19 protein-coding genes and 2 pseudogenes are annotated in these 23,172 nt (G+C 59.2%); 9 read left to right on the forward strand and 12 right to left on the reverse strand.

What is annotated here, in order from left to right; all coding sequences use genetic code 11:
* Nucleotides 1-29 precede the first annotated feature (29 nt).
* The 3 genes and pseudogenes from CG471_RS12085 to CG471_RS12095 all read left to right on the forward strand — a co-directional run bounded on the left by CG471_RS12085 (nt 30) and on the right by CG471_RS12095 (nt 3,952).
* A complete protein-coding gene (locus tag CG471_RS12085) occupies nt 30-854 on the forward strand; it encodes a rhamnogalacturonan acetylesterase (protein WP_180275692.1) in 825 nt (274 codons plus the stop codon).
* 422 nt (nt 855-1,276) lie between these two features.
* Nucleotides 1,277-2,701, forward strand: a pseudogene (locus tag CG471_RS31775) (DUF6880 family protein).
* A gap of 417 nt (nt 2,702-3,118) precedes the next feature.
* Nucleotides 3,119-3,952: an IS5 family transposase gene (locus CG471_RS12095; protein ID WP_099232031.1), complete on the forward strand. Its 834-nt coding sequence runs from the start codon at nt 3,119-3,121 to the stop codon at nt 3,950-3,952.
* A 509-nt stretch (nt 3,953-4,461) separates the two neighbouring features.
* Here the strand turns inward: CG471_RS12095 and CG471_RS30635 are convergent.
* From CG471_RS30635 to CG471_RS12110, 4 genes are all read right to left on the reverse strand, one after another.
* Entirely contained in the window at nt 4,462-4,650 is a 189-nt protein-coding gene (locus tag CG471_RS30635; protein WP_069335911.1) for a hypothetical protein, read from the reverse strand.
* 485 nt (nt 4,651-5,135) lie between these two features.
* Nucleotides 5,136-5,969: a transposase gene (locus CG471_RS12105; RefSeq protein WP_257211517.1), complete on the reverse strand. Its 834-nt coding sequence runs from the start codon at nt 5,967-5,969 to the stop codon at nt 5,136-5,138.
* Nucleotides 5,970-6,026: 57 nt separating this feature from the next.
* Complete coding sequence (locus tag CG471_RS31265; protein WP_234791933.1) at nt 6,027-6,167, reverse strand: IS110 family transposase; 141 nt, start codon at nt 6,165-6,167, stop codon at nt 6,027-6,029.
* A gap of 342 nt (nt 6,168-6,509) precedes the next feature.
* Nucleotides 6,510-7,502 carry a class 1 fructose-bisphosphatase gene (locus CG471_RS12110; protein WP_099232032.1) on the reverse strand — a complete coding sequence of 331 codons (993 nt, stop codon included), beginning with the start codon at nt 7,500-7,502 and terminating at the stop codon, nt 6,510-6,512.
* Here CG471_RS12110 and CG471_RS30165 point away from each other — a divergent pair.
* Nucleotides 7,501-7,719: a hypothetical protein gene (locus tag CG471_RS30165; protein WP_139149926.1), complete on the forward strand. Its 219-nt coding sequence runs from the start codon at nt 7,501-7,503 to the stop codon at nt 7,717-7,719. The two genes, CG471_RS12110 and CG471_RS30165, sit on opposite strands and share 2 nt — an antisense overlap.
* 125 nt (nt 7,720-7,844) lie before the next feature.
* Here the strand turns inward: CG471_RS30165 and CG471_RS30640 are convergent, their stop codons facing one another.
* Complete coding sequence (locus CG471_RS30640; protein WP_180275693.1) at nt 7,845-8,015, reverse strand: hypothetical protein; 171 nt, start codon at nt 8,013-8,015, stop codon at nt 7,845-7,847.
* A 62-nt stretch (nt 8,016-8,077) separates the two neighbouring features.
* On the opposite strand from CG471_RS30640, the gene CG471_RS12115 reads away from it, so the two are divergent.
* From CG471_RS12115 to CG471_RS12130, 4 genes are all read left to right on the forward strand, one after another.
* Complete coding sequence (locus CG471_RS12115) at nt 8,078-9,466, forward strand: exopolysaccharide biosynthesis polyprenyl glycosylphosphotransferase (protein WP_099232033.1); 1,389 nt, start codon at nt 8,078-8,080, stop codon at nt 9,464-9,466.
* Between the two features lie 124 nt (nt 9,467-9,590).
* On the forward strand, nt 9,591-10,490 hold the full coding sequence (locus tag CG471_RS12120) for a UTP--glucose-1-phosphate uridylyltransferase (RefSeq protein ID WP_099232034.1): 900 nt from the start codon (nt 9,591-9,593) through the stop codon (nt 10,488-10,490).
* A gap of 302 nt (nt 10,491-10,792) precedes the next feature.
* The gene (locus CG471_RS12125; RefSeq protein WP_143560196.1) at nt 10,793-12,160 is read left to right on the forward strand and encodes an O-antigen ligase; all 1,368 of its coding nucleotides are present in this window, start codon (nt 10,793-10,795) and stop codon (nt 12,158-12,160) included.
* Nucleotides 12,161-12,358: 198 nt separating this feature from the next.
* Entirely contained in the window at nt 12,359-13,540 is a 1,182-nt protein-coding gene (locus CG471_RS12130; protein ID WP_099232036.1) for an acyltransferase, read from the forward strand.
* 69 nt (nt 13,541-13,609) lie between these two features.
* Here CG471_RS12130 and CG471_RS12135 read toward each other — a convergent pair whose 3' ends face one another.
* Nucleotides 13,610-14,224, reverse strand: coding sequence for a hypothetical protein (locus tag CG471_RS12135; RefSeq protein WP_099232037.1), 615 nt, complete (start codon nt 14,222-14,224; stop codon nt 13,610-13,612).
* Between the two features lie 457 nt (nt 14,225-14,681).
* Between CG471_RS12135 and CG471_RS12140 the strand changes: the two genes are divergently transcribed.
* Nucleotides 14,682-15,572 carry a hypothetical protein gene (locus CG471_RS12140; protein ID WP_069338829.1) on the forward strand — a complete coding sequence of 297 codons (891 nt, stop codon included), beginning with the start codon at nt 14,682-14,684 and terminating at the stop codon, nt 15,570-15,572.
* Between the two features lie 290 nt (nt 15,573-15,862).
* Here CG471_RS12140 and CG471_RS12145 read toward each other — a convergent pair.
* From CG471_RS12145 to CG471_RS12175, 6 genes and pseudogenes are all read right to left on the reverse strand, one after another.
* Nucleotides 15,863-16,159, reverse strand: a pseudogene (locus tag CG471_RS12145) (IS3 family transposase); the annotation flags it as partial.
* A gap of 108 nt (nt 16,160-16,267) precedes the next feature.
* Nucleotides 16,268-16,861 carry a hypothetical protein gene (locus tag CG471_RS30175; protein ID WP_143560199.1) on the reverse strand — a complete coding sequence of 198 codons (594 nt, stop codon included), beginning with the start codon at nt 16,859-16,861 and terminating at the stop codon, nt 16,268-16,270.
* Between the two features lie 133 nt (nt 16,862-16,994).
* Nucleotides 16,995-18,155 (reverse strand): hybrid sensor histidine kinase/response regulator, encoded by a 1,161-nt coding sequence (locus CG471_RS12160; RefSeq protein WP_099232040.1) that lies wholly within the window; start codon nt 18,153-18,155, stop codon nt 16,995-16,997.
* Nucleotides 18,152-18,718 (reverse strand): chemotaxis protein CheB, encoded by a 567-nt coding sequence (locus CG471_RS12165; RefSeq protein WP_069337935.1) that lies wholly within the window; start codon nt 18,716-18,718, stop codon nt 18,152-18,154. The genes CG471_RS12160 and CG471_RS12165 overlap by 4 nt, the downstream gene beginning before the upstream one ends.
* Nucleotides 18,715-19,539, reverse strand: coding sequence for a protein-glutamate O-methyltransferase CheR (locus CG471_RS12170; RefSeq protein WP_069337937.1), 825 nt, complete (start codon nt 19,537-19,539; stop codon nt 18,715-18,717). The genes CG471_RS12165 and CG471_RS12170 overlap by 4 nt, the downstream gene beginning before the upstream one ends.
* Complete coding sequence (locus tag CG471_RS12175; protein WP_180275694.1) at nt 19,539-22,967, reverse strand: response regulator; 3,429 nt, start codon at nt 22,965-22,967, stop codon at nt 19,539-19,541. The genes CG471_RS12170 and CG471_RS12175 overlap by 1 nt, the downstream gene beginning before the upstream one ends.
* Between the last annotated feature and the right edge of the window lie 205 nt (nt 22,968-23,172).

Here is a 23,172-nt window from a genome sequence, read left to right on the forward strand (position 1 = left end):
GCAGACAATTGGGCGCCATGGCGGCGGCAGTGCTGTTCCTGTCCGGTGCCGGGGCGGCGGCGGGCCAAACGCCCAAGAACACCGCGCAGACGACCGGGAGCCATTCGATCATCGCGGGCGACACCCCACGGGCAAAGGCGGCACCTCTGACGATGCGCAAGATCATCCTCGTGGGGGATTCGACCGTCGCGCCGGTCAGTGGATGGGGAGGGGCTTTTTGCGCCTATCATGTGGCGGCTCATGTGGCCTGCGTGAACCTCGCACGTGGCGGGCGGTCTTCACGCAGCTACCGCGAGGAAGGATCATGGGACGTGGCGCTCGCGGAGATGTCGGTCTCCGGATACGCGGCCACCTATGTGTTGATCCAGTTCGGGCACAACGACCAGAACCACGGAATGAAGGTGTGGACCGACATCGACACGGAATACCCGGAAAATCTCCGAGGGTTCGTGCGAGAGGCCCGTGTGCGCGGGGCGATACCGGTTCTGGTGACGCCAATGGTGCGGCGCCTTTTCAAGGACGGTGCGCTCGACAACATTCTTGCGATCTGGGCCGGGAAGATGCGTGCGGTCGCAGATGAAATGCAGGTTCCGGTGATCGATCTCAATCGGGCCAGCGCGGCCTTGGTCTCGTCGCTCGGTCCGGATGGAGCGCCTTATCTTGCGCAGCTTCGCCCTGGGGAAACCCCTCCGACACCGCCGACAGCGACCGGGGAGCCGGGGCCGCTGTATCGTTTCGACCTTCGCGATGATCCAACGCATCTTGGAGATGGCGGGGCGCGCAGGATCGCCGCCATCGTCGCGCATGACTTGGCGGTCGCGGCGCCCGGATTGTCAGGGGTCATTGCACCGTGATCTATGCGATATCGTGCTTGGCTGGCCCCGGGCCAAACGACCTCCCGCAAAGGCTCATTTGGCGGCGGCATTTCTGCACCACCATCCAACGGCAGTATCAGCAGGCGGCGCGCCTGTTGTCGTATTTCCCCAGAGCCACGGCAGCCACGGCCTCTCGGCTCGCGATCGCAGTGCGCTGCACGGCACCTAGGCCAACTGGCAGCTTTCGATAACACCTGCCGTTTAGCGGGCGAGTCACTAACGGTCGCAAATGGTCGCGTGCTGACGTAGGTTTTCCGTGATCGTTGCCAGAGCTTGCCATTCTGTCTGCAGCCGTAAATTGGTCGTCGTATTGGCGCCCGGCCCGGCAATTCTCGGGTCAGTCTGCCAGACTGGCCGTCTTTTGTCATTGACCGCTTTACCGGGTCTGGCGAAGGAGCGGTATGGCCAGTTCAAAGACCCTGAATGCGAAGAACCTCTCAGCGCTGGGCGCTGAGCGTTTGGCAGAATTGATTATGGAACTGGCGCAGGGCGACGCGGCAATGAAACGACGCCTGAGATTGGAGTTAGCCGGCCAGTCCGGCGGGGCGGATGCCGCCGCTGAAATCCGCAAGCGCATAGCCACCATCGCCAAATCGAAATCCTTCATCGATTGGCATAAAGTGAAAGCGGTTGCGAAGGATCTGGATGCTTAGCGTAAGGCAATCATCAGCCACGTCGCGCCGTCGCAGCCCGCAGAGGCGTATGAGTTGCTGTGGCGGTTTCTAGGCCTCGCGTCGTCGATCCACGCGAGGTGTGACGATAGTAGCGGAACGGTAGGCGTCATTTTCGGGCAAGCCATCGAGGATATGGGTGAGATCGCTCCTCAGGCACGCGTCAGTGCAACCCGCATGGCAGACCACATTTATGATGCTGTGTTCGCGAATGACTACGGTCAATTTGACGATCTGATTCCGGTGATGGCGAAGGCCTTGGGATCGGACGGTTTGGCACTGCTGAAAGCGAAGCTGGAGCAATCTTCTCAAAGCCAGCCCTCAACTGATCGCAAGGTTATCGCCATCAGCACGCGCGGCCCGGTCTACGACGATTATGCAGCCAGGTATCGTAACCGACGAGTGCAGATTGCCCTGGCCGAAATCGCGGACGCGATGGGCGATGTCGACGGCTATGCAGCACTATACCCCGAGGCAGAACAGGCGAACCCTGCCGTGGCGGCAGCAATTGCAGAGCGGTTGCTGGAAGCGGGCCGATCCTCAGAGGCACTGGAGGCTCTGAAGCGGGCCAACCCCGAAATGCGAGACGGGAGCCGGTGGCCGGAATGGGAGCGGGTGTGGATCGAAGCGCTGGAGGCGGCGGGGATGACTGAGGATGCCCAGCGTTAAAGGTGGCAGGCATTCGATCAGAGCCTACAGCCGGAATACCTGAAGGCGTACCTCAAACGTCTGCCGGACTTCGATGACATCGAGGCCGAGGAGAAAGCTCTGCTCCACGCATCGCAATTCCCCGATTTCCATCAGGGGTTGTCAGTTCTCATCGAATGGCCCGCGCTCGACAAGGCCGCTGAGATGGTCATGGCCCGGCACGAAGAACTGAACGGCGACCATTACTGGTTCTCAAATCAGGCCGCCGATGCACTGGAGAAGTGTCACCCATTGGCAGCGACTTTGCTGTTGCGCTCGATGATCGACTTCGCGCTCGAAATGGGCCGGTCAAAGCGGTATCCCCATGCTGCGCGCCATCTTCAATCATGCGCACACCTTGCCGGCAAAATCACCTCGTTTGGCGGGCATTCCGATCACGAAACGTACCTTGCCTATCTCAAGGCGCGGCATGGTCGCAAGGCTGCTTTCTGGAATGCGCCCACCTGAAAGTGCGACTGTGAAACGCGGACAGAAACGGAAAAGTAGGCCCGGCTCTGCGGGGGGACTGAAGAGACCGGGCCGCGTTGCGACCCCTAGTATTCGATTATGGCTGTTGCGAGGGGTCAGGATGTAAACTCCTGTAAAGGGTCTATCGGATCGCCACGATCTGGCCTATGAATGCCATCGCGGCTGTGGGGTTTTCGTAAACCGCGAGCTACCCAATAGCCCCGCAGCCGCACCCTCATTCCATTGATATCAAAACCGCCATTTCACGCGACCGGCGCCGCCGGTTTTTGGTATGCTCGTCGTGCAACCTCCACCCTGAATGACTCGACAAATGACCCCTAAGAGCCTGCCCCAAAAGTTGTTGAGCAATACCAGTATGTTGTGATTCAGTCCGTCCTGCGAGAGATGGAGTGATCAATGACATGGACTGGTACTGCCCGGCAGGAGCATAGCCGGAAAGGATTGCGCTATTCCAGCGACATGACGGACCGGGAGTGGGAATTGGCGGCACCGTTCATCCCGCCAGCCAAGCGCGGAGGTCGTCGTCGGACGACAGATATGCGCGAAGTAGTGAATGCCTTGCTTTACATAGCAGCCAGCGGCTGCGCTTGGCGGCTTCTGCCCAAATGCTTTCCGCCGGTCTCGACTGTGCAGCGCTATTTCTACGCTTGGCGCAACACCGGTTTGCTCGAAGCCATGAACACGATGCTGGTGTTGAACCTGCGCGAGATCGAAGGGCGCGAAGCCTCGCCGAGCGCCGGTGTGATCGACAGCCAGTCAGTTAAAACCACCGAAAGCGGCGGCCCTTGCGGGTATGACGCGGGCAAGAAGATCAAGGGCCGCAAGCGGCATATCCTGACCGACACCTGCGGCTTTCTCATCTTTATCCTCGTCCACACCGCCGACATCCAGGACCGCGACGGTGCCGTCGATGTCCTAAAGGCCGTGCGGAAACGCTTCCCGTGGCTGCGGCATGTTTTTGCCGATGGGGGCTATGCCGGCAACAAGCTCCGTACTGCCCTTGCCGGATCAGGGGCTTGGACGATCGAGATCATAAAGCGTTCGGACAAGGCGAAGGGCTTCCAGGTTCTCCCGCGGCGGTGGGTCGTCGAACGCACCTTCGCATGGCTTGGCCGATGCCGCCACCTCGCCAAGGATTGGGAAACTACCATCGAATCCTCCACGGCATGGATAACGATAGCCTCCATCCGCATGCTCACCCGCAGAACTGCAAGGTATTGCTACGCTTGAGAAACTTCTGAGTCAGGCACTAAGACAAACGGAGAAAAGAAGGCCGTCGCGCAGCATCTCACCATGGGTATCGAGCTCGTCGAGCGGATCGACAAATGGCGCGAAAACGCTTTCGGCCAACCGAGCCGACCGGAGGCAATTCGCCGACTGATCGAGAAAGGCTTGATGGATGAATAGCCTCGCCGAGATGGTCTATCGATGATGGCTATTTGGTCCCCAATTCGGCACAAATCGGGAATAGAAGGCGGCCGCAACAAGGGCTGATGCGGTCTTCTGCGCGAAGTCAGACGCGCGCAACCGTCTCACTGGAAACGATAATCCGGGCCGGATCGAAGCCGATCCGCACGACCCTCCAATTAACGAAAATGCTGTCTATTCACAGCACACCTCACGCACGGGTGCATGACGCTTTTCTGCGGGTTTGAGTGGATGCTATCTGGACCGTCATGGGATGCGCGTGAGTCGGAACGGCGGTTTTTCGCCATTTGGCGAGGGTGCGGATGGCACTCTCACTCTTTGTCGTCGTCAGCTTCGGCATCGAGGGCGGCCAGGAGGGCATGAGCCTCGCCCGTGTCGCCATGCTGGCAGGCGGTGGCGATCGGGCGTCCTGGGTGAGTGGCGCTGTGGATCTGCTTCAGCATCCGGATGTTGATCTGGGTGTAGATCTGCGCGGTGGAGAGTTCGGCGTGTCCCAGCATGGCCTGGATGAACCGGATGATTGTCGTCCTTTATCTTGTCCTCTTAATGGGGGTCTTCTTCTCGGCTGTCTTCGCCATCTTCGTTTCTCCTCCATACACCTTCGCAGCCGCCTGATCCACGCCAGGATATGCTCCACATACGGGCGTTCGAGTTCTGGTGCGCCGTACACTCTTCCGCGCTTATCGACGGGGTTTATCGCCAGCCCGCAGGCAGCGTCCGAACCGTCGCGGCGCATCCTCTGATCGGATTCACGGGGCCACATCACAGGCACTCGGGCGTGGTCCGACGGGCCCCGAAGGGTGTCGGCCACAGGCAAGATATCGTGCGTCCCGTGTCCTTGGTCTGCACCAGTCCTCATCCGCCGAAGCGGAGCTCCTTTGCCCAACAGGCGTCCGTCACCATGACGAGCAGCGGCATTTGAGTTGATCCGAGCATACTCATGCGTGCGCGCCCAGAAGCTTGCGATCCTTGCGCGCGGCCCGCGTCACGGTGTCCTTCGCGTCGGCATCGGGATCGCCGACATAGAAGGTTCCATCGGTCCACATGGCGTACATGATGACCGCCAGCTTGCGCGCGACCGCGACGATCGCCTTGCGCTGGCTCGACCGTTTGGCGATCGACATGCCCCATGCGCGAACCTTGTCCTTGCCCGGTATCGGGTCATCAGCGCCTGCACCGCCTCGTACAGCGAACGCCGCACGTCCGGATCGCCGGTCTTGCTGATGCGGCCCTGCACGTCGATCGATGTGCCCGACTGCCAGCGCCGGGACGTCAGGCCGAAGTAGGCGGCGACGTCGCGCGAGCGGCGGAAGCGCGACGGATCCTCGATCGCGGTCATGAAGTTCAGCGCGGTGACGGGGCCGATACCGGGGATTTGCAGGAAGCGCCGGCACAGTTCTCTGCCGGCGACGGCTTTCACCACCATGTCGTGCAGCGGGCAATATTCCTTCCACAGCGCCGCGCGGGCTTTCAGCATCGCGTCCATCAGTTCGCTGGTCAGCGGATCGTCGGCCACCATTTCGCGCACGACGGCAGCGAACTTGCCGCGCGACGTGCCCGCCAGCTTGATCCCGAACGCCTTCAACGAGAGGCGAATGACGTTTTCGAGGTCGAGGAACTTGCGCTTGAGGTTGCGCCGGTGGATCAGCATCCGGTAGCAGCCCTCACTCTTGATATGCGCCTGCCGGAACCAGCCGGTGCGCATGATATGCGCCAGGCCGAGCGCGTCGGCCGCGTCCGTCTTGTTGCGCTGCGCTTTGAGCGCCGCGCGCGCATGTTGGGTTTCCAGGCAGATCGCCGGGAGGCCGAGGCGCAGCATCTCGGGATGCAGCCACGGCGACAACGCGCCCGCTTCGTGACCGACCCGGCGCAGGCGCTATAGGAAGGGTTCGAGCGCGGCACGGATCGCTTCCGCATCCGTCACGACCGACGTGCGCAGATGCACCTCGCCCTTGTCATCGACCACACACGCCGCCCTATTGTCCATCGACACGTCCAATCCGCAGAAATACTCCATCGTTCGTCTCCGTCGCTGTTTCGCTAGAGCAACGCTATCAGCCGACCCCGCAGTGCCAACCGCCGACGCATCGCCAATTTCCGACCGTCCCGATTACGAAAGGCACTTTCAGATCGGCCGATCGACCGCCGACGCACGCTCCAGCAGGACGTTCGGCCCGTGGGGCAGTGTAGGCGTTTGTCACACTGCCCCGCAGGCAACACATTGATCGGACTGGATACTTCTCACCTGGAAAGCTGTCCCACACGGACTAGCAGCGCCTGTCTGTCTCCATCATACGGTGTGACCTGGAACCGATCGGCGGGCAGGCGTTGGCTCTGGGTGGTCGATGGCGTGGTGGCTCTATGTACGGGCGAAGTCGGTTTCTCTTTGGTCTCCCAGGATCACGCCTACCCTCTGATGCAGGGTCGCAGGAATGATGTCGAGAATCCTTTGTTCTCCATCATGTGCAGCGCCTCCGGCTTGCTCGATGAGCAGTGCCATCGGATTTGCTTCATACATGAGGCGAAGACGCGCGCTGCCGCCACTGCGCGCGTCTGCTGGGTAGAGGAAGATGCCACCTCGCTTGAGGATGCGGTGGACGTCGGCCACCATCGAGGCGGTCCAGCGCATATTATAATCCTTGCGCAATGGCCCCTCAGCTCCAAGAATTCGTTCCTCAATATAATTTGCTATAGCTGGGGGCCATTGTCGCCGACGTGCCATATTGATCGCGAACTCACGATTGCCCTGGGGCATTTGCAGTGGGCCATCTGTCATGCGCCATGATCCCACTTCACGATCAAGAGTAAATTCGTAAACGCCAGCCCCGATGGTCAGCATGAGCAACGTTTGCGGCCCATATATGGCGTAACCGGCTGCAACCTGGCGATTGCCGGGTTGCAGAAAATCCTGCTCTGTCAGTTCCCTGCCGGCGCTCCCCTCAGGGGCCTTGAGCACAGAGAAAATCGTGCCAACGCTAAGAGCTACATCGATATTGCTCGATCCGTCGATCGGATCAAACAGCAGCAGATACTCTCCCTTAGGGTAACGGTTCGGGATGCGATGGATGGTTTCCATTTCCTCCGAAGCCATGGCGGCCAAATGGCCGCCCCATTCATTGGCATCGAGCAGCAGCTCATTTGCTATGACATCGAGCTTCTTCTGCACTTCGCCCTGGACATTTTCGCTTCCCAGGCTGCCCAGCACCTCGCCCAGTGCGCCCTTGGATATGGCATGGCTTATGGTTTTGCATGCGCGCGCAACTGTCTCGATCAAGAGCCGCAGTTCTGCTGGAAGGGCCTCCTTCAGTCGCTGCTGTTCTATAAGGAAGCGGCTAAGGGAAATGGCTTGCATGAAGCTCCTCTGGCGGACGGCGCCTGCTCATCTTGGACTATGTTGCGCTGCAGCTATCACTGAAGATGATTTATTGGCCAGCGCAAAATCTGTCGGGGTCATGTTCCGGGAAAAGTTATCGGCGATTAATTTGAAGAAATGGTCGGATTCAGGGATGCGCTGCCTGATGGCTGCATTTGTGGATGAATATCGAGTGCCCGAAAATTCTGTCGTGTGACCCAAGTCACAGATTCATTGGGCCAATAGGATAGAAATATCCAGCGCGCTTCGTCGCGAGCCGGATGAAATTTTCGCTGTATCGCGAATATATATTGCGATGGCGCGCAATGATCGATTTTTTCGTCAATCCGGGAAATATCCCGATGAAGCAAAAATATCGTGGCGGATTGGCTTCATGCGCATTGTGTCGGATTCTAACGAACTGGAGTCCATGCATTTAATCACGCGAGTCGGATATTCTGTCGCTTGGAAAAGCGGCAGAAAATGCTTGATATCGTAATGCAGCATGATCATAAGCGATTCAAATTATTCTTGGGTCGCGCTGGGGTGGTTGGGTTAATTAGACGGAGAGTCTAATGAATCATGTTGTTGCGATCGAGGGGGTTCAGATTACGGGACCCGGAGCAAAATCGCGAATTGCAAAATCGCATTTGCGCGTGCGGCTTACTTGTGCGCTTTTGGTGGCGGACGTGGCTGCGATTCTCGCTGCAGCATTTTTGGCTGGCTTTGTCCGCTTTGGCGCGTCATTTGTTGAGCCTGTTTCTTTCGCGTTCGCCGTAACACCACTTTATTTCTTGAGTGGAATGGTGCTGCAGGCATTTTGGGGCGTGGCACTTACCCAGCGAGCAACCTCGATGCGCCTGGCGTCGGTTGCTTTTGCCGTGGGCATGGGGCTGCTGCTCATGTTGCTTTTCGTCCTCCAGCAGAGTGATGATGTTTCGCGCGTACAGGTCGGGCTAGGCGGCTTCCTTGCCTTATTCTTCTTGATGTTCGGGCGTTTTGCGGTTGTGAGCTATTCACGTCGCGCTCTCGATGGGGAGCTGCTGGCTACCGTTCAAATTGATGACCTTGGTGAGAAGGTGCTTTTTTATGGTTCGCAGAACCAGCCGGCCGTGCGGCTGAGTTGGGATATCGAAACCGATGATCCTGCCGGCTATCATGAGCTGGCGCAATTGGTTGGTAGTACTGACCGGGCTGTGGTGCGCTGCCATCCCCATCGCCGGGCTCGCTGGACCCATATTCTCAATGGCATGAATGTCCATGCAGAGATTGTCGCAACTGAGCTTGATGATGGCACGATCCTGGGTATTGGCCGGGTGGGTGATGAACTGACCCTCGTCGTTGCCAGTGGTCCGCTGGGACTGGCCGATCGGATGGTCAAGAGGATGTTCGACATCCTCTTTGCATCGGCAGCGATTCTGGTTTTGCTGCCGCTACTTTTGCTCACTGCGTGCGCCATCAAGCTCGACAGCAAGGGGCCGATCTTCTTCCGTCAGCCCCGTATCGGGCGTCAGAACAAGCTGTTTAGAATCTATAAATTTCGTTCTATGCGAGATGATCGTGGCGATACGGGTGGCGTAATCTCTACCGCTCGGGATGATGATCGTGTCACTCGCGTGGGGCGTTTGATTCGTCGGACCAGTATCGATGAACTGCCCCAGCTGATCAACGTCCTGACGGGGGATATGAGTATCGTCGGGCCGCGTCCCCATGCTGTTCACTCCACCGCTCAGGACAAGTTGTTCTGGGAGGTGGACCCTGCATATTGGCATCGCCATGCGTGCAAGCCGGGTATCACCGGGCTGGCGCAGGTACGTGGTCACCGTGGTGCAACTGCCAGGGAGCTTGATCTAAAGAACCGACTTGCGGCAGATCTTGAATATCTGAGCCAATGGTCGCTGTGGCTCGATGCGTCGATCCTAATTCGTACGCTCGGGGTCATCGTTCATCGCAATGCATTTTGATCGGCGTCATGTTTGCTTCCTTGGATGCGGACAAATGCGGGTCGGAAAAGGAATGGCCATTATTGGCCGATGACGTGACTGGGTCATGTCGTGATTCTTTGATCATTCATGAGAATGGGGTATCATGTCGAACAAGCCGATCCGTAAAGCTGTCTTCCCCGTCGCCGGTCTTGGCACGCGCTTCCTGCCCGCCACCAAGTCGGTGCCCAAGGAATTGCTGCCGGTGGTCGATCGTCCGCTGATTCAATATGCCGTCGATGAGGCGCGCGAGGCCGGGATCGAGCAGATGATCTTCGTCACCGGGCGCGGCAAGGGCGCGATCGAGGATTATTTCGACATCGCCTTCGAATGCGAGATCACCCAGCGAGAGCGCGGCAAGGATCTTTCGGCGCTCGAAGGGACGCGCCTGGCACCCGGCCACGCGGTGTTCCTGCGTCAGCAGGAGCCGCTGGGCCTTGGCCACGCCATCTGGTGTGCCCGCGACATCGTCGGTGACGAACCGTTCGCTATCATCCTGCCCGACGAGTTCATGAAGGGCGCGCCTGGCAATGGCTGCATGAAGCAGATGGTCGAGGCCTATGAAAAGGTCGGCGGCAATCTGGTCTGCGCGCTCGAAATCCCGATGGACCAGACGCCCAGCTATGGCGTGATCGATCCGGGCGCGCGCGACGGCGCCCTGACTGAAGTTAAGGGCCTGGTGGAAAAGCCCAAGCTTGGCACCGCCCCTTCCAACCTCATCCTACCCGGCCGCTATATCCTGCAACCCGACGTCATGAAGATTCTGGAAACCCAGGAAAAGGGCGCGGGCGGCGAGATCCAGCTGACCGATGCCATGGCGTCGCTGATCGGCAAGCAGCCCTTCCATGGTGTCACCTTTGATGGCCGTCGTTTCGACTGCGGCTCCAAGGCCGGCTATGTCGAGGCGAACCTTGCCCTGGCGTTGGAGCGCGAAGATATTGGCTTCCATATCCGCGACTTCGCCAAGGCCGAACTTGGTCTTGGCGCAGTGTCGGTCGCGGCCTGACTGGCTTTGATATAATGGAACCATAATGACTTACCCCATTGAAGCCTTGGTGCGTGCAGGCGCAGGGTTGGGGGTGTGTCGCGTCCGGGGGGAGGGCGGCACGAGCATGGGCAGTCAGTCCCTGCCCATGCTCTTGCTGCGCAAGATTGGATGTGTTCGGGTTCAAGCTCGATGATGAGCCGGCGGAAGTGGGCCAGTACTTCTATATCGATGATCAAAGCGGAAGCGGCCATGCGAACTAATTCTTGCATGGATCATCCAATGCGTGATTGTGGCGAAAAAGCCGGCTAGGACCGTTGATCATGGACGATGCACAGCAATCTTCGCGCTCATTTTTACATCAGTTGCAGGATAATGGACCTGCATCTTTCGTCGCGATCTCCAGGAGGAGCCGCCGGGAATGGGCGCTTTATCTGGCGACCTGTCTCTTGCTGGTTGTGACGCTGGTCATGCCATATCTGACCTATAGCGACTTGCCATTGACGGGCGAGGGCAGTTCTGAACGGCAGATCGGCTATTTGCTTGTCCTTGCCCTTGCCATTTATGGCGCGCGCCCGGCCATCGCGCGCTGGAAGCTGATTGCGATGCCGATCCCTGTGCTGCTTGCACTGGGCTGGTGCTGGCTAAGTATTGCGTGGGCGATCGCACCAGATATTGCGGTACGACGCCTGCTTCTTACAACGCTTGTTGTCTGGACGGCATTTCTTCTGGTCCAGCAGATGGGCTATCGCTCCACGCTCGATATCATGCGGGGGGTTCTGGTCGTCGCTCTGGTCGCAAATTATATCACTGTATTTGTCGACCCCATGACCGGAATTCACATGATGAAGGACGCGTCCATGTCGACGGCCCTTATCGGGAATTGGCGCGGATTCCTTGTGCATAAGAATAATGCTGGTGCAATTTGTGCAATAACCATCATTATCTTTCTATTTGATGCCAAGCAGATATCGAAGTCGTGGCGCTTTGTCGTCATTTTGCTGGCCGGATATTTTCTGTTTCGCTCGCAATCCAAAACATCGGCGGGGATGGTCGTGCTGGCCAGCATGGCTGGCGCTACATTCATTTTCTACTCCAGGCGTTTTCGCAATTATGCGGTGCCGGCAATCGTCATCCTTGCATCGTTGGGCTGGATGATTTTGAGCGCCTACAAGGATATACTGATCTTCAATTATCTGGCCCCCTCATCGTTCACAGGACGCGGTTATATCTGGAACATGCTGGTGCGCTATGCCATCGAGCACCCTTTGACCGGGGCTGGCTTTGGATCATTCTGGGATATCGGGGCCTATAGTCCGGTCTATCAATATGGCACGGGCTTTCTGACCCAGCTTGCCGTGGGTCATAATGGCTATCTTGACCTTCTGGTGACTGTTGGCATTCCCGGGCTTCTGCTTTCAGTTTTCGCGCTGGTCGTCTGGCCTTTGTGGACCCTCCTTGCCGATGAAACGATCAAGCCACAGGAAGGCGCACTGATCGCGGCGATGCTCATTTTCTGTATTGGACATAATGTCACTGAAAGTTCGCTCTTCGCACGTGATACCATGGTGGGCGTTTTCCTGCTGTTGACTGTGGCCTTCACTCGATCAGTGGCGGGGCGACGCGTTCGCAAGACTAAACGGTCGCAGGCGGGGGACGACCTGATGCGCATAGTCAAGGCGCGGGGCTGACTGGCTATCCGATAGTGGTCAATATTGGATCAATTAGCGATTTCCGCCCTGCCGTTATCGAGCGGATGACTGCGTCATCATGGGACGGGGTGGGAGTTGGGTGGGGTGTGATCTGATGGACATGCCCCTGCTAGTTCAGCCTTGCGCTTGCGCGCGCATTTTTTGGTGATCAATCGTTCGATCTGACTGGAAGGCGCCATGACGAACGGCTTGCTGGGGAAGAAAGATGCGCGGCGCTGGGAGGGGATCATGAGGAAACATGAGGAACTGGTTGGCATTCAGTTTCTGCGCGGATTGTGCGCGCTCGGCGTGGTGTTCGGTCATGGTGCAGCCATGTTGGCTGACCCCAAATATGGTGGCTTCTCCCTTTGGGGCGGTGCGATGGAAAGTGGATCGCTCGGCGTAGACATATTCTTCGTTATCAGCGGGTTCATCATGCCGGTTGTTGCCCTCAGGGGCGAAGGGCTCAGACCAGCGCTTTCGCTTGGGGATTTCATGCGCAAGCGCTTCCTTCGCATCGTGCCGATGATGTGGATCGCCATCATTTCATACGCTCTGCTCCAGAAGTTGTTCGCACGCGATTTAATTGATGTGGGTGCTTATCTCAGAGCCTTTTTCCTGTTGCCATTTTCTTACGTGAAGCCAGACATAATCTGGACATTGCGTCAGGAATTCCTGTTCTACATTCTTTTTGCCACTTGTTTTATCGCGTGGCCGGCCTGGCGTTGGTTGATCCTGGCCTGGGTTCTGGCGCCCGTCGCCTTCGTCGCGTCATTGGGATCTTTCTGGGCAACGACTGCCTATATCGACAGTTTCTGGTCAATCGTGATGAGCTCGGTCAACATAGAGTTCGGCGTGGGCCTTCTGATTGGCACGGCATGGGTAAAATATGGAGCCCGTTCGCCTATATTGCCGCGCGTCCATCCTTTCCTTCTGATGCTGACGCTTTTTGTGATGCTGGTGGGAGCATGGTGGTATCTGGGTGTTGCCATCCAGACCCTACCTTCGGTGCTTTTCATGGGGGTAGGGGGCGCGCTCCTTGTCGAATTGGGCGCACGACTGGTCTGTGTGAACGGCTGGTTGACCAGGATCGGGCGCTTGCTGGGAGATGCATCCTATTCCATCTACCTATTTCACTTGCACTTGCTGGCGGGGATATTGGCTATTCGCGCAAAGCTTGGGCTGGATGCGCCGCCGCTGATCGCCTTAGGTATTACGATCCTCTTGACGCTGGCTGCGACAATCGGAATTTTCCTGTTTGTCGAGCGTCCGTTGATTTCCTGGTTGAGGAAGATGGGCGGGACGCACCGCATCGCGATCAGGCAGGAGGAGCGCGAGTTTGGAACAGGAGGCGGGCAGGCGCGAAACGATACTCCATGATTGATTAAACGCAATAAAGCCCCGCGACGCTCGAGCGTCGCGGGGCAGTAGTGATGTCGTCTACAATATTTATCGCGGATTGATCTCCAGGGACTTGTCGACCATTGGCCGTGGGGCTTTAGTGGCTGTCGCGCGTGCTTGAGCGCGCACCTGGGCGCGTGCGGGCTCTGCGGCAGGCGCTGCTGCGACGGCGGGCGCTGCGCCTGCTGGCGCATAGCGTGCGACTGCGAATGGGATCGGTTCAGCGGTAAAGGCGTTCGCCATTTGCCCCGGCAGCATCTGCGCCGATCGCCCACTTACTAATATTGAACCTAGCAGCGCTGCCGCAGTATTGCCCTTGCCCTCCTGGCGATGTACCCCCCGCAGCGCATAATTCCTGCCGCGAACGTTCACGCTGTCAAACTTCACTTCGAACTTGCCTGACTTGCCGCCAATGGCCTTGCCGGTCTTCCAGGCAATTGTTCCTGCGACCTGTGAACCGCGCGGAATCGCAACTACGCCGTTTTCAACGATGTCATTGACTACCGAAAATAGAACCCGTGTTCCCACCTCCACCTTCTTGGAAGTGATTTCTTCGTTCGGCGTGACGGTGATCAGCGTGCTGGCGGGCAGCGCGCCCTCGGTCTGGGCATAGGCGCCCGATGATGCTGCAAATACGGCTGCGTAAACCGCTGTTCGAATCATAATGCCCCCAGATTTTCCCGCTGAAGATGGTGTTTCCAGAAGACTTTTAGGCCTCAGATATTAAAGAATTATGCATGGTCGTCATCGCGCAGGTTCATGCGGACTGTTGCTGCCTGCAAGATGAAGCATGCTGGACGTCTGGGCCGATCGCCCAATAAGAAGTTCCGCCTTTGCACTTCTTAAACCATTTCCGATATTGGTCTGTGAATTTTTAACAGTAAGAATGCATGCATTCTGATTCAAATCTGGGTAGGCCTAATAATCTCTTATAAAATGATTGAAGTTTCGTATTTTGAACCTGGAAACAACTGCCATGTTGAGATGAGAGCTGAAAATGAAGCTGTTTCTTCCTCGACCGCCAACGCTTGCTGCCGGTCAAGTGGCAATGGAGGGATTGCAATTTTAAATATCACCGTTGATCCTAATTGCCCGTGGCGCAATCTCATCGGAGGCATTAATGGGCACATGGTTCTCGCTCCCACAACTCATATTGGCGCGGCTAGCGCAGGTGGCAATTTTGTTTGGCGCCGTGGTGTTGCCCGGTTTGTGTGGAGGCATGGCGCAGGGCGCGACGGGCTCCGAATTTGAAGTTGCGGGGCTTCATCTGGGCTTGGGAGCCGACGAAGCCGCCAAGATTCTCCAGGCTGCGGGGTATGATGTTGAGCGCCACACCAAAACGATCAACTGGCTCGAAACGGCCACTCTGCCTATCTGGCTGACAGCGTCGCGGACTGACGCGTCGGCTCATTCGATTGAGTATGTAAAAGTCTGGCTGAGTTACCCGCCTTCAGAACCTGTAGTGTTAGGTGTCTACCGGGGCATTTCCTTCGACGATCGTGCCGGGCCGCTGGCGAACGGCTACTTTGATGCTGCGCGCGATGCCGCCGGGTTCGAAATCTATCGCCGCCTTTACACAGGCGGGCGGCCTGCCGAGCAGTTTATTCACTGGCGTGCAGACGGCAAGCGCGTTTCGGGGTTCGGTAAGCTGCTTTCCAATCTTCCGTCGAGCAGGCCGACACTGGATCCTTGTGTTGAGAATTACCACGTCGTTCCGGAAGTGCTGCTTGGTGCCGATGCTTCGGATCGCCTCAGAAGAGCTGACTTCGCAACCAGCACGGTTGGGTGGGGCAACCCTAGCGGCTTCTTCGTGCCACGCAGCGCGTGCGGCATCACTTTTGAAAGCCGGGTCATCCAGGATGGGGCGGGCCTCGCGCGCAAGGTGGGACTTTTGTTGCTTGATCAGTCGACGATGGTTGCGAATACCATGGAGTATCGAGATTGGTTGAGAGATGGGAGTGCAGTGGATGCAAAGGCGCGCCGTGCCGGGGCGCCTGATGCCGTGCTCTAATCTTGACCAAGGCACAGGGGGAGATGTCACTCTTCCTCATCTGTCACGAGGGCGGGTTCCCAAGCGGCCAGAGCCACCGGTGACTGCGGGCAACGAGCGAAGGACGGGGTTTGATCGGTCGCGGACTGAGAAGCTTTCGCTGGCCGTGCGCGATAGCTGCCCGTCCTCTTTCAAGGCTTGGGATCGGTCGCGGATGGAAAAAGCTGTCGGTCGGTCGCCGACCAAAGTGCGCACCTGCTCCGCGGAAGGGTTGCAGCGCTCCGGTTTTTCAGGAGGCAGTTTTCATTGGGCTATGCAGCCATATAGAGGTTCTCGAGGGCTGCATAGTAATTGTCCTCGGCCTCAGCGGGCGGGTTGTGCCCGATAGGGCCCAGGGGCCGATCAGTGTTGTACCAATCGACCCAGCGCAGCCTTGCCATTTTCCTCGGCCGAAACGCTTGGCCATGGCCGACGCCGCCAGATGACCTCGGCTTGTAAAGGCTGTCGATCGTCTCAGCTAATGTATTGTGATAGGAATGGCCGCTGCCCACCCAGGCAACGAGCTTGGCTTCCGCCATGCGCTGGGTATAGTTCATCGCAAGATATTGGGCGGATTCAACCGGTCATCGCAACACCAACAAATTGGAGGTTGCGAACTTGGCAGGTCGAAGACCATCAGAGTGGTGCATCCGAGTGAAGCTCCATTCAGCATCCCGTTATTGTCCCGGCTGCTCTCCCACGTGCCTTCGTTTCCCCGCGATGTCCAGCGCAGATCCCGACCGTCGATCCAAGAAACGCGTCGAGCAGGTCGCGCCCGCCCGAAGCATCTCCTGCGGCGTTGCCGCGATCACATAGGGCACTGGCAAGGCGCCATAACGGTTGGCCTTTTTAAGGAGTGAGCCGCGCAGATCATCGCCTCTTATAGCCGTCTTGATCCCGCAGGAGATTGCGCCGATGCCGCGATCGCCGTCCACGAATGGCTTCTTACGCTTCACCACCGCCGAGAGAATGAGCTTCGGGCGATGCTGAATATGGATTAGCGGCCCTGCACCCAAGGTTGCCTGGGAAGCGCGACAGTCTGGCAGCCTGGTATAGCCGGATCCATTACAGCGTCTTTTTTCTGCAGTTGTGTGGCTATCGCCACCTCCGATTCCCATCGCCAGTATTGCCGGAGTGCTGTTTTGCGGATGGAACCACGGTGGTTCGACCCTTCTTATGAGCGCCGTCGCCGTTCTCGGTGCAGTCTCGCTGGCGGCCTTGTCGAGTTCAGGAAACACCCAGCGCTTCAACTGCGATGTGCCGGAAGACATGGTCTACGGCAGGTTCGGCCAAACAGGTTTCAAACGTCCCACGTCCAAGACATGGAAGGACGCGGCCCAGCGCTGGGATGCGAGGCGGAATGTAGCAACCTAAGGAAATTGCCGGACGTTTGATTAATCTGGGTCAGGCAGACGTTGGCAACCGTACCTCGAAAGTGCTGCCTTCGGTCGGAGCGCTGCGCGTGAGCGCGATCGTGCCACCGTGAAGATCCACAAGCTGCCGGACCAGAGCCAGACCTATGCCCAGGCCGTCCTGACCGGCCGGGCCGCTCCGTTCCACCTGCTCGAAGATCTCGAAAATTCGGCTTTGCTGCTCGGGCGCAATGCCGATGCCATTGTCGCTGACCTCCATGATGGCCCAGTCACCCTCTTGCCGGAGCGCAAGACCAATCTCACCACCGGGAGGCGTGTATTTCGCGGCATTGCCGAGAAGATTGCCGATGATCTGGGCAACACGGGCCGGGTCGGCTTCCAGCCAGATCGGTTCAGACGTTATGGATAGTCGGAGAGAATGCCGGCCGGCCTCTACCGCGGGCTGCGCCGTCTCGACCGCGAAAGCAAGCACCTCCTGCAGACGGATCCGCTCCTGCTTCAGCGAAATCTTGCCCTGGTCGATGCGGGCGATATCGAGCAGGTCTTCGATGAGACGCGTCACATGCTTGAGACTGCGATCCATGCCGGTTCGGATCTTGTGCGCGGCGTCGGTTCCCTCCCGTTTCTCCAGAAGCTGTACGCCGGCGGCAAGCGCCGCGATCGGGTTGCGCAGTTCGTGGCCGAGGACGGCGAGGAAGCGGTTCTTCTGCCGATGGGCGCTCTGAAGGGCTTCCGTCAAAGCGGAGAGTTCATCCCGCTGTGCCGCAAGCTCATCGCGCTGCGCGACGATTTGCCGCCGCTGGTCGTAGAGGTCGAAGAACACATTGGCCTTGGACCGCAGGACATCGGCCTCGATCGGCTTCTGGATGAAATCGACCGCTCCGGCTTCATAGCCACGGAAGCGCCGCGAGACGCCCGCATTGCTGGCGGTAACGAAGATGATCGGGATGTGACGCGACCGGTCGTTCGCGCGCATGATCTCGGCAAGTTCGAAGCCATCCATGCCCGGCATCTGGACGTCGAGGAGTGCGAGGGCATAGTCATGGACCAGCATGAGCTCGAGCGCTTCTTCGCCGCTTTTGGCAGTGTGGAAGTCGAGCCCGTCGCGCTTGAGAAGCGAAGCCAGCGCAAGCAGGTTTTCTTCGAGATCATCGACCAGCAGGAACCGGATAGGGTGGTCGGGTGGCGTCATTGCGCTGCGGTCTCTTTCAGGAAGTTGGAGATCTGGTCGAGTGTCATGACTTTGGCCGTCGGGCATGCCGCGAGCGCGGCAGCGGGCATGGTCGGCACTTCGGCGCTGGCGGGATCTTCGACGATCGCGGTCCCGCCGGCGAGCCCGACCGCTTTCAGCCCGGCGGCGCCGTCATGATTGGCGCCGGTCAGCACGATTCCCGTCACCCCTGGCCCAAATGCGTCGGCGGCGGTCTCGAACAGCGCGTCGATCGCTGGTCGCGAATGATTGATGACCTCGTCGGACGACAATGCGAGCGAGCTCTCGGTCTCGACCAGCAGATGATAATCGGGCGGGGCGAGGTAGATGATGCCGTTGGCGAGCGGCTCCTTGTCTTCGGCCTCCTTGACCGGGAGCGGGCACTTCTTGGCAAAGAGTTCGACCAGCGCGTTGGGCTTGCGGGGCGGCACGTGCACGACGACGAGGACCGGCATCGGCAACCCCGCCGGCAGACCGGGCAGGATACGGGAAAGGGCCTGGACGCCTCCCGCCGATGTGCCGATGACGATCGCCCTTTCGCTCATGGCTCGTTCCTCTGGTAGATCTTCTCGGACGCGACGAATTCGCTGAAGGCGCTCGCATGATCGGAAAAGCGCAGGCTCTCTTTCGCGCCGATGCCCAGGAAGCCCTTTCGTGCGAGGGACTCCCGGAAAAGTCCCACCGCCCGGTCCTGCAACACGCGGTCGAAATAGATCAGGACATTGCGGCAGGAGATCAGGTGCATCTCGCCGAACACGGCGTCGGTGACAAGGCTATGATCAGAGAAAACGACCTGGCTGCGCAGCGATTTGTCGAACACCGCGCGGCCATAGTCCGCAGTGTAATAGTCAGAGAGCGATGAGTGCCCGCCCGATTTCTGGTGATTTTCGGTATAGGTGCGGATCAGGTCGAGCGGATAGACGCCCGCCTCCGCCGCCTTGAGCGCGGCGGGATTGATGTCGGTCGCGTAGAACAGGGTCTTGTCGGCAAGCCCTTCTTCGCGAAACAGGATGGAGAGGGAATAGAGCTCCTCGCCATTGCTACATCCCGCCACCCAGACCTTGAGCGAGGGATAGGTGCGCAGGTGCGGGATCACTTTCTCGCGCAGCGCCCGGAAATAGGCAGGATCGCGAAACATCTCGCTGACCTGCACCGTCAGATAATTGAGCAGGCGCGGAAGCATCGTCTCGTCGTGGAGAAGATCCGCCTGCATGGCCGAGAAGCTGGCATAGCCAAGCTGCCCGCGGGCCTGGACGAGGCGCCGTTTGATCGAGGCGCGGGCATAGTGCCGGAAGTCGTAGTGGTACTGCTGGAAGAGTGCTTCGAGCAGGAGCTGGATTTCGATGTCCTCGACGGTTTCGCGCATCAGCGGGGCATCCAAACGCGAACCAGCGACAACAGCTTGTCGACGTCGATAGGCTTGGCCATATAATCGTTGGCGCCGGCTGCGAGGCACTTCTTCTGGTCGTCAGGCATGGCCTTGGCGGTCAGCATGACGATCGGCAGCCTGGACCAGCGCGCATCGTTGCGGATCCTACTGGTGGCCGTGAGGCCGTCCATGACGGGCATCATCACGTCCATCAGAACGAGGTCGATCGTCCTGGCCGGATCGTCGCCGACGGCTTCGAGCGCATCGAGCGCCTCCTGGCCGTTGCGCGCGATCTGGGTGAGGGCGCCGCGTGGTTCGAGGACACTGGTCAGCGAGTAGACGTTGCGAACATCGTCCTCGACGATGAGGATCCGCCGCCCTTCGAGCGCGGCGTCGCGGTGCCGCGCCTTCTCGATCATCTTGCGCTGTTCGGGCGGCAGTTCGGAAACCACCTGGTGCAGGAACAGGGAGACTTCGTCGAGCAGGCGCTCGGGCGACTTGGCACCCTTGATGATGATCGAACTCGAATAGCGGCGAAGGCGCTGTTCCTCATCCGCCGAGAGATCGCGGCCGGTATAGACGATCACGGGCGGGAAACTGTGGTCGCCATCCTCGCTCAGGGTCTCGAGCAGCGAGAAGCCCGATGCGTCGGGCAGCGAGAGATCCAGGACCATGCAGTCATAGGTTTGCTGGCGTAGCTCCTCGAGGCATTCGGCGGCGGTGCCGACACCGACGGTTTCGACATCCTGCGTCCGCAACAGCTTGGCGACCGCGTCGCGCTGAACCTCGTCGTCCTCGACGATCAGGATCCGGCGCATGCGCGAGGCGAGCTTGGCCTGAAGACCTTCAAGGACTTCGGCAAGCTGCTCGCGCTTTGCGGGCTTGAGAAGATAGCCCACGGCTCCCAGCGCCAGGGCGGTCTGGCTGTGATCGGCCGCCGATATGACGTGGATCGGGATGTGGCGGGTTTCGTCATCATGCTTCAGTCGATCGAGCACGGTGAGGCCCGACTGATCTGGCAACCCCAGGTCGAGAATGACGGCGCTCGGACGGAATTCGCGGGCAAGGTCGACGGCTTCCTGGCCGGTGGCCGCGACGATGCACTGGAAGCCCATCTCGCGCGAGAGATCGCATACGATCGACGCGAAAACCTCGTCGTCTTCGATGATCAGTAGCACCCGCTTCCCTTCCGCAAGTGCGCCGCGATCATCTTCTATGCTCCAGGGCGAAACCCTTGGGGATGGATCGCTGAACGTCGCGGCCGGCGCGACCGTTTCCGCCGCGGACGCTGGCGCGTTCTTGCGTGCCGGAACAAGCGCAGGATCATAGGCGAGGGGAATGGTGACGATGAATTGGCTTCCCTCGCCGACCTTGCTCTCGAGCATGATGGAGCCGCCTAGCAGGCGGGCGAGTTCGCGCGAAATCGACAGGCCGAGTCCGGTGCCGCCGTACTTGCGGCTGATCGTGCCGTCGGCCTGGTGGAAGGCCTCGAAAATATTGGCTTGCTGCTCCGGCGAGATCCCGATGCCGGTGTCCGTGACAGCCAGCGCGAGCTTGTCGTCGCCAACGCGCGAAACGGCAAGCCGCACGCTGCCTCGTTCGGTGAATTTTAGCGCGTTCGACAGGAGGTTCTTGAGAATCTGCTCCAGGCGCAGGCGATCGGTCTCGATCGTTCGTGGGAGGTCGCCTGGAAGGTCGATTTGCAGGGTAAGGCCGCGCTCGTTGGCGATTGGCTGGAAAACCTTCTGCAGGTCGCCGGTCATACGGTCGAGGGGGACCGGCGCGGGCTGGATCTCGACATGGCCCGCTTCGATTTTGGAGAGGTCGAGGATGTCGTTGATCAAGGTGAGCAGGTCGTTGCCCGAGGACTCGATCGTCCGGGCGAACTTGATCTGGTCGGCCGAGAGATTGCCGTCGGCATTGTCGCCGAGCAGCTTTGAGAGGATCAGCAGCGAGTTGAGCGGCGTGCGCAGCTCGTGGCTCATATTGGCCAGGAAGTCCGACTTGTACTGGCTCGCCTGTTCGAGCTCTCGGGCTTTCAGCTGCAAGGCAGCGCCCGCGCGTTCCAGTTCGTCGCGCTGCGCCTCCAACGTCTGCGTTTGTTCCTCGAGCTGGCTATTCGTCTGCTCGAGTTCGACCTGTTGCAGTTCTAGGCGCGCCTGCGATTCCTTGAGCGCGGTGCCCTGTTCCTCGAGCTCCTCGTTTGATACGCGCAGTTCCTCGCTCTGCGCCTGGAGTTCGCCTGCCTGACGCTGGGTTTCCTCGAGCGCGTCCTGAAGCCGCGATCGGAATTGCGCCGAGCGCAGGGCAATTCCGATCGAGGCCGCCGATTGTTCGAGCAATTCGACGACGAGGTCATCCACGGGCTCGAAGAAACCGAGTTCAAGCACGGCATTCACCGCCTCGTCGGCTTTTGCAGGTGCAATCACGAGATGGCGTGGGACGTCTCGACCGAGCGCCGATCCAATGGTGAGATAGCCTGGCGGAACATCGTTGAAAGCCATCAACCTCCCTTCGGCTGCGACCCGGCCCATAAGGCCCTCGTTCAGCGCGAAGGTCTCTGGCATCGGGGCGTCGCCGGGGACACCTATGGTGCCATTGCGGTGGAAGCGGCCCGCTTCCCCTTTGTAGAGCGCACCGGCCTGGGCACCTGTCTTATCGCAGAGAAAGGCGAGAACCGCCTCGGCGAGTTCCGTGATCGTCTTGTCGCCGCGCATGGCGTTGGCGAGACCGACCTGCCCTGTCTGCAGCCATTGCTGGCGGGTGCGGGCGCGGCTGCCGCGCATCAGCAGGACGAAAATCGCAATTGTAAGGATGCTGCCGATGAGGCTGGTCATGATCGCGCCTGTCATCGCGGTCCTGGACGCCAAGCCCATATCTTCCATGCGCGACGTCCGCAGCCTTAATTCCTCGCGCGCCATCGTCTCGAGCTGCGACCGAATGGCGTCCATCGCCGTTTTGCCGCGATCGGTCGCCACCACGGCGAGCGCCGCAGCGAAGCCCTCATCTCGCCTCAATTCTATCGTCGCGCTAAGTTCGCTGAGCTTTGCGTCAACGTGGCGTCTTAGAACCGCCAGGTTCTCGCGTTGAACCGGGTTGTCCCGGGTCAAAGCCGCCAGGGCGTTCATGCGCTGGCTGGTGCTCGCGGCTGCGGCTGTGTAGGGTTCCAGATAGCGATTATTGCCCGTGAGCAAATACCCTCGCTGGCCAGTCTCGGCGTCCTGGGCTGCCGAAAGGAGGCCTTCTAGTGCAAGTATGACCTCGTGGGTATGACGGATGGCGCCGTCGCTTTCGCGAATGTTCTGGATGTTCAGATAGGCCGAAGCCCCGCTGACGAGAAAGAAGACTAAGCCGACAACCAGCCCGACAACGGACCACCGGTCTGCTGGACTGCGTGAGCTGGAAACTAGAGCTGAATTCTTCACTGAACTGGATCTCGCGAGAACGGGGCCTCCTGCCTAGCGACCTGTACGGCGATGACGCAAGAGGGCAGAGAGAGCGTCGAACCGGACGCGGCTAGCGGACTTGTCATGAATGCAAGGCCTCCGCAGCAAAATAGAGCGAAGCGAGCGACCAGGTCATCACGCAGTGGCTCTCATGGGCATCATGGCGTCTATCGGCATGGAGGCG

Origin of the sequence: Sphingobium sp. IP1, from assembly GCF_002708645.1 — a bacterium.
Classification (GTDB): domain Bacteria; phylum Pseudomonadota; class Alphaproteobacteria; order Sphingomonadales; family Sphingomonadaceae; genus Sphingobium; species Sphingobium yanoikuyae.

Coding starts and splice junctions, on each gene's coding strand:
- CG471_RS12170 (WP_069337937.1), bottom strand. CDS start 19,539: ATGCGCGAAACCGTCGAGGACATCGAAATCCAGCTCCTGCTCGAAGCA.
- CG471_RS12125 (WP_143560196.1), top strand. CDS start 10,793: ATGGACGATGCACAGCAATCTTCGCGCTCATTTTTACATCAGTTGCAG.
- CG471_RS30635 (WP_069335911.1), bottom strand. CDS start 4,650: ATGCTGGGACACGCCGAACTCTCCACCGCGCAGATCTACACCCAGATC.
- CG471_RS31265 (WP_234791933.1), bottom strand. CDS start 6,167: ATGGAGTATTTCTGCGGATTGGACGTGTCGATGGACAATAGGGCGGCG.
- CG471_RS12105 (WP_257211517.1), bottom strand. CDS start 5,969: ATGCTGCGCCTCGGCCTCCCGGCGATCTGCCTGGAAACCCAACATGCG.
- CG471_RS12095 (WP_099232031.1), top strand. CDS start 3,119: ATGACATGGACTGGTACTGCCCGGCAGGAGCATAGCCGGAAAGGATTG.
- CG471_RS12160 (WP_099232040.1), bottom strand. CDS start 18,155: ATGACGCCACCCGACCACCCTATCCGGTTCCTGCTGGTCGATGATCTC.
- CG471_RS12130 (WP_099232036.1), top strand. CDS start 12,359: ATGACGAACGGCTTGCTGGGGAAGAAAGATGCGCGGCGCTGGGAGGGG.
- CG471_RS12115 (WP_099232033.1), top strand. CDS start 8,078: ATGAATCATGTTGTTGCGATCGAGGGGGTTCAGATTACGGGACCCGGA.
- CG471_RS12165 (WP_069337935.1), bottom strand. CDS start 18,718: ATGAGCGAAAGGGCGATCGTCATCGGCACATCGGCGGGAGGCGTCCAG.
- CG471_RS12135 (WP_099232037.1), bottom strand. CDS start 14,224: ATGATTCGAACAGCGGTTTACGCAGCCGTATTTGCAGCATCATCGGGC.
- CG471_RS12140 (WP_069338829.1), top strand. CDS start 14,682: ATGGGCACATGGTTCTCGCTCCCACAACTCATATTGGCGCGGCTAGCG.
- CG471_RS30640 (WP_180275693.1), bottom strand. CDS start 8,015: ATGATCATGCTGCATTACGATATCAAGCATTTTCTGCCGCTTTTCCAA.
- CG471_RS12110 (WP_099232032.1), bottom strand. CDS start 7,502: ATGCAAGCCATTTCCCTTAGCCGCTTCCTTATAGAACAGCAGCGACTG.
- CG471_RS30175 (WP_143560199.1), bottom strand. CDS start 16,861: ATGTCTTCCGGCACATCGCAGTTGAAGCGCTGGGTGTTTCCTGAACTC.
- CG471_RS12120 (WP_099232034.1), top strand. CDS start 9,591: ATGTCGAACAAGCCGATCCGTAAAGCTGTCTTCCCCGTCGCCGGTCTT.
- CG471_RS30165 (WP_139149926.1), top strand. CDS start 7,501: ATGAAGCTCCTCTGGCGGACGGCGCCTGCTCATCTTGGACTATGTTGC.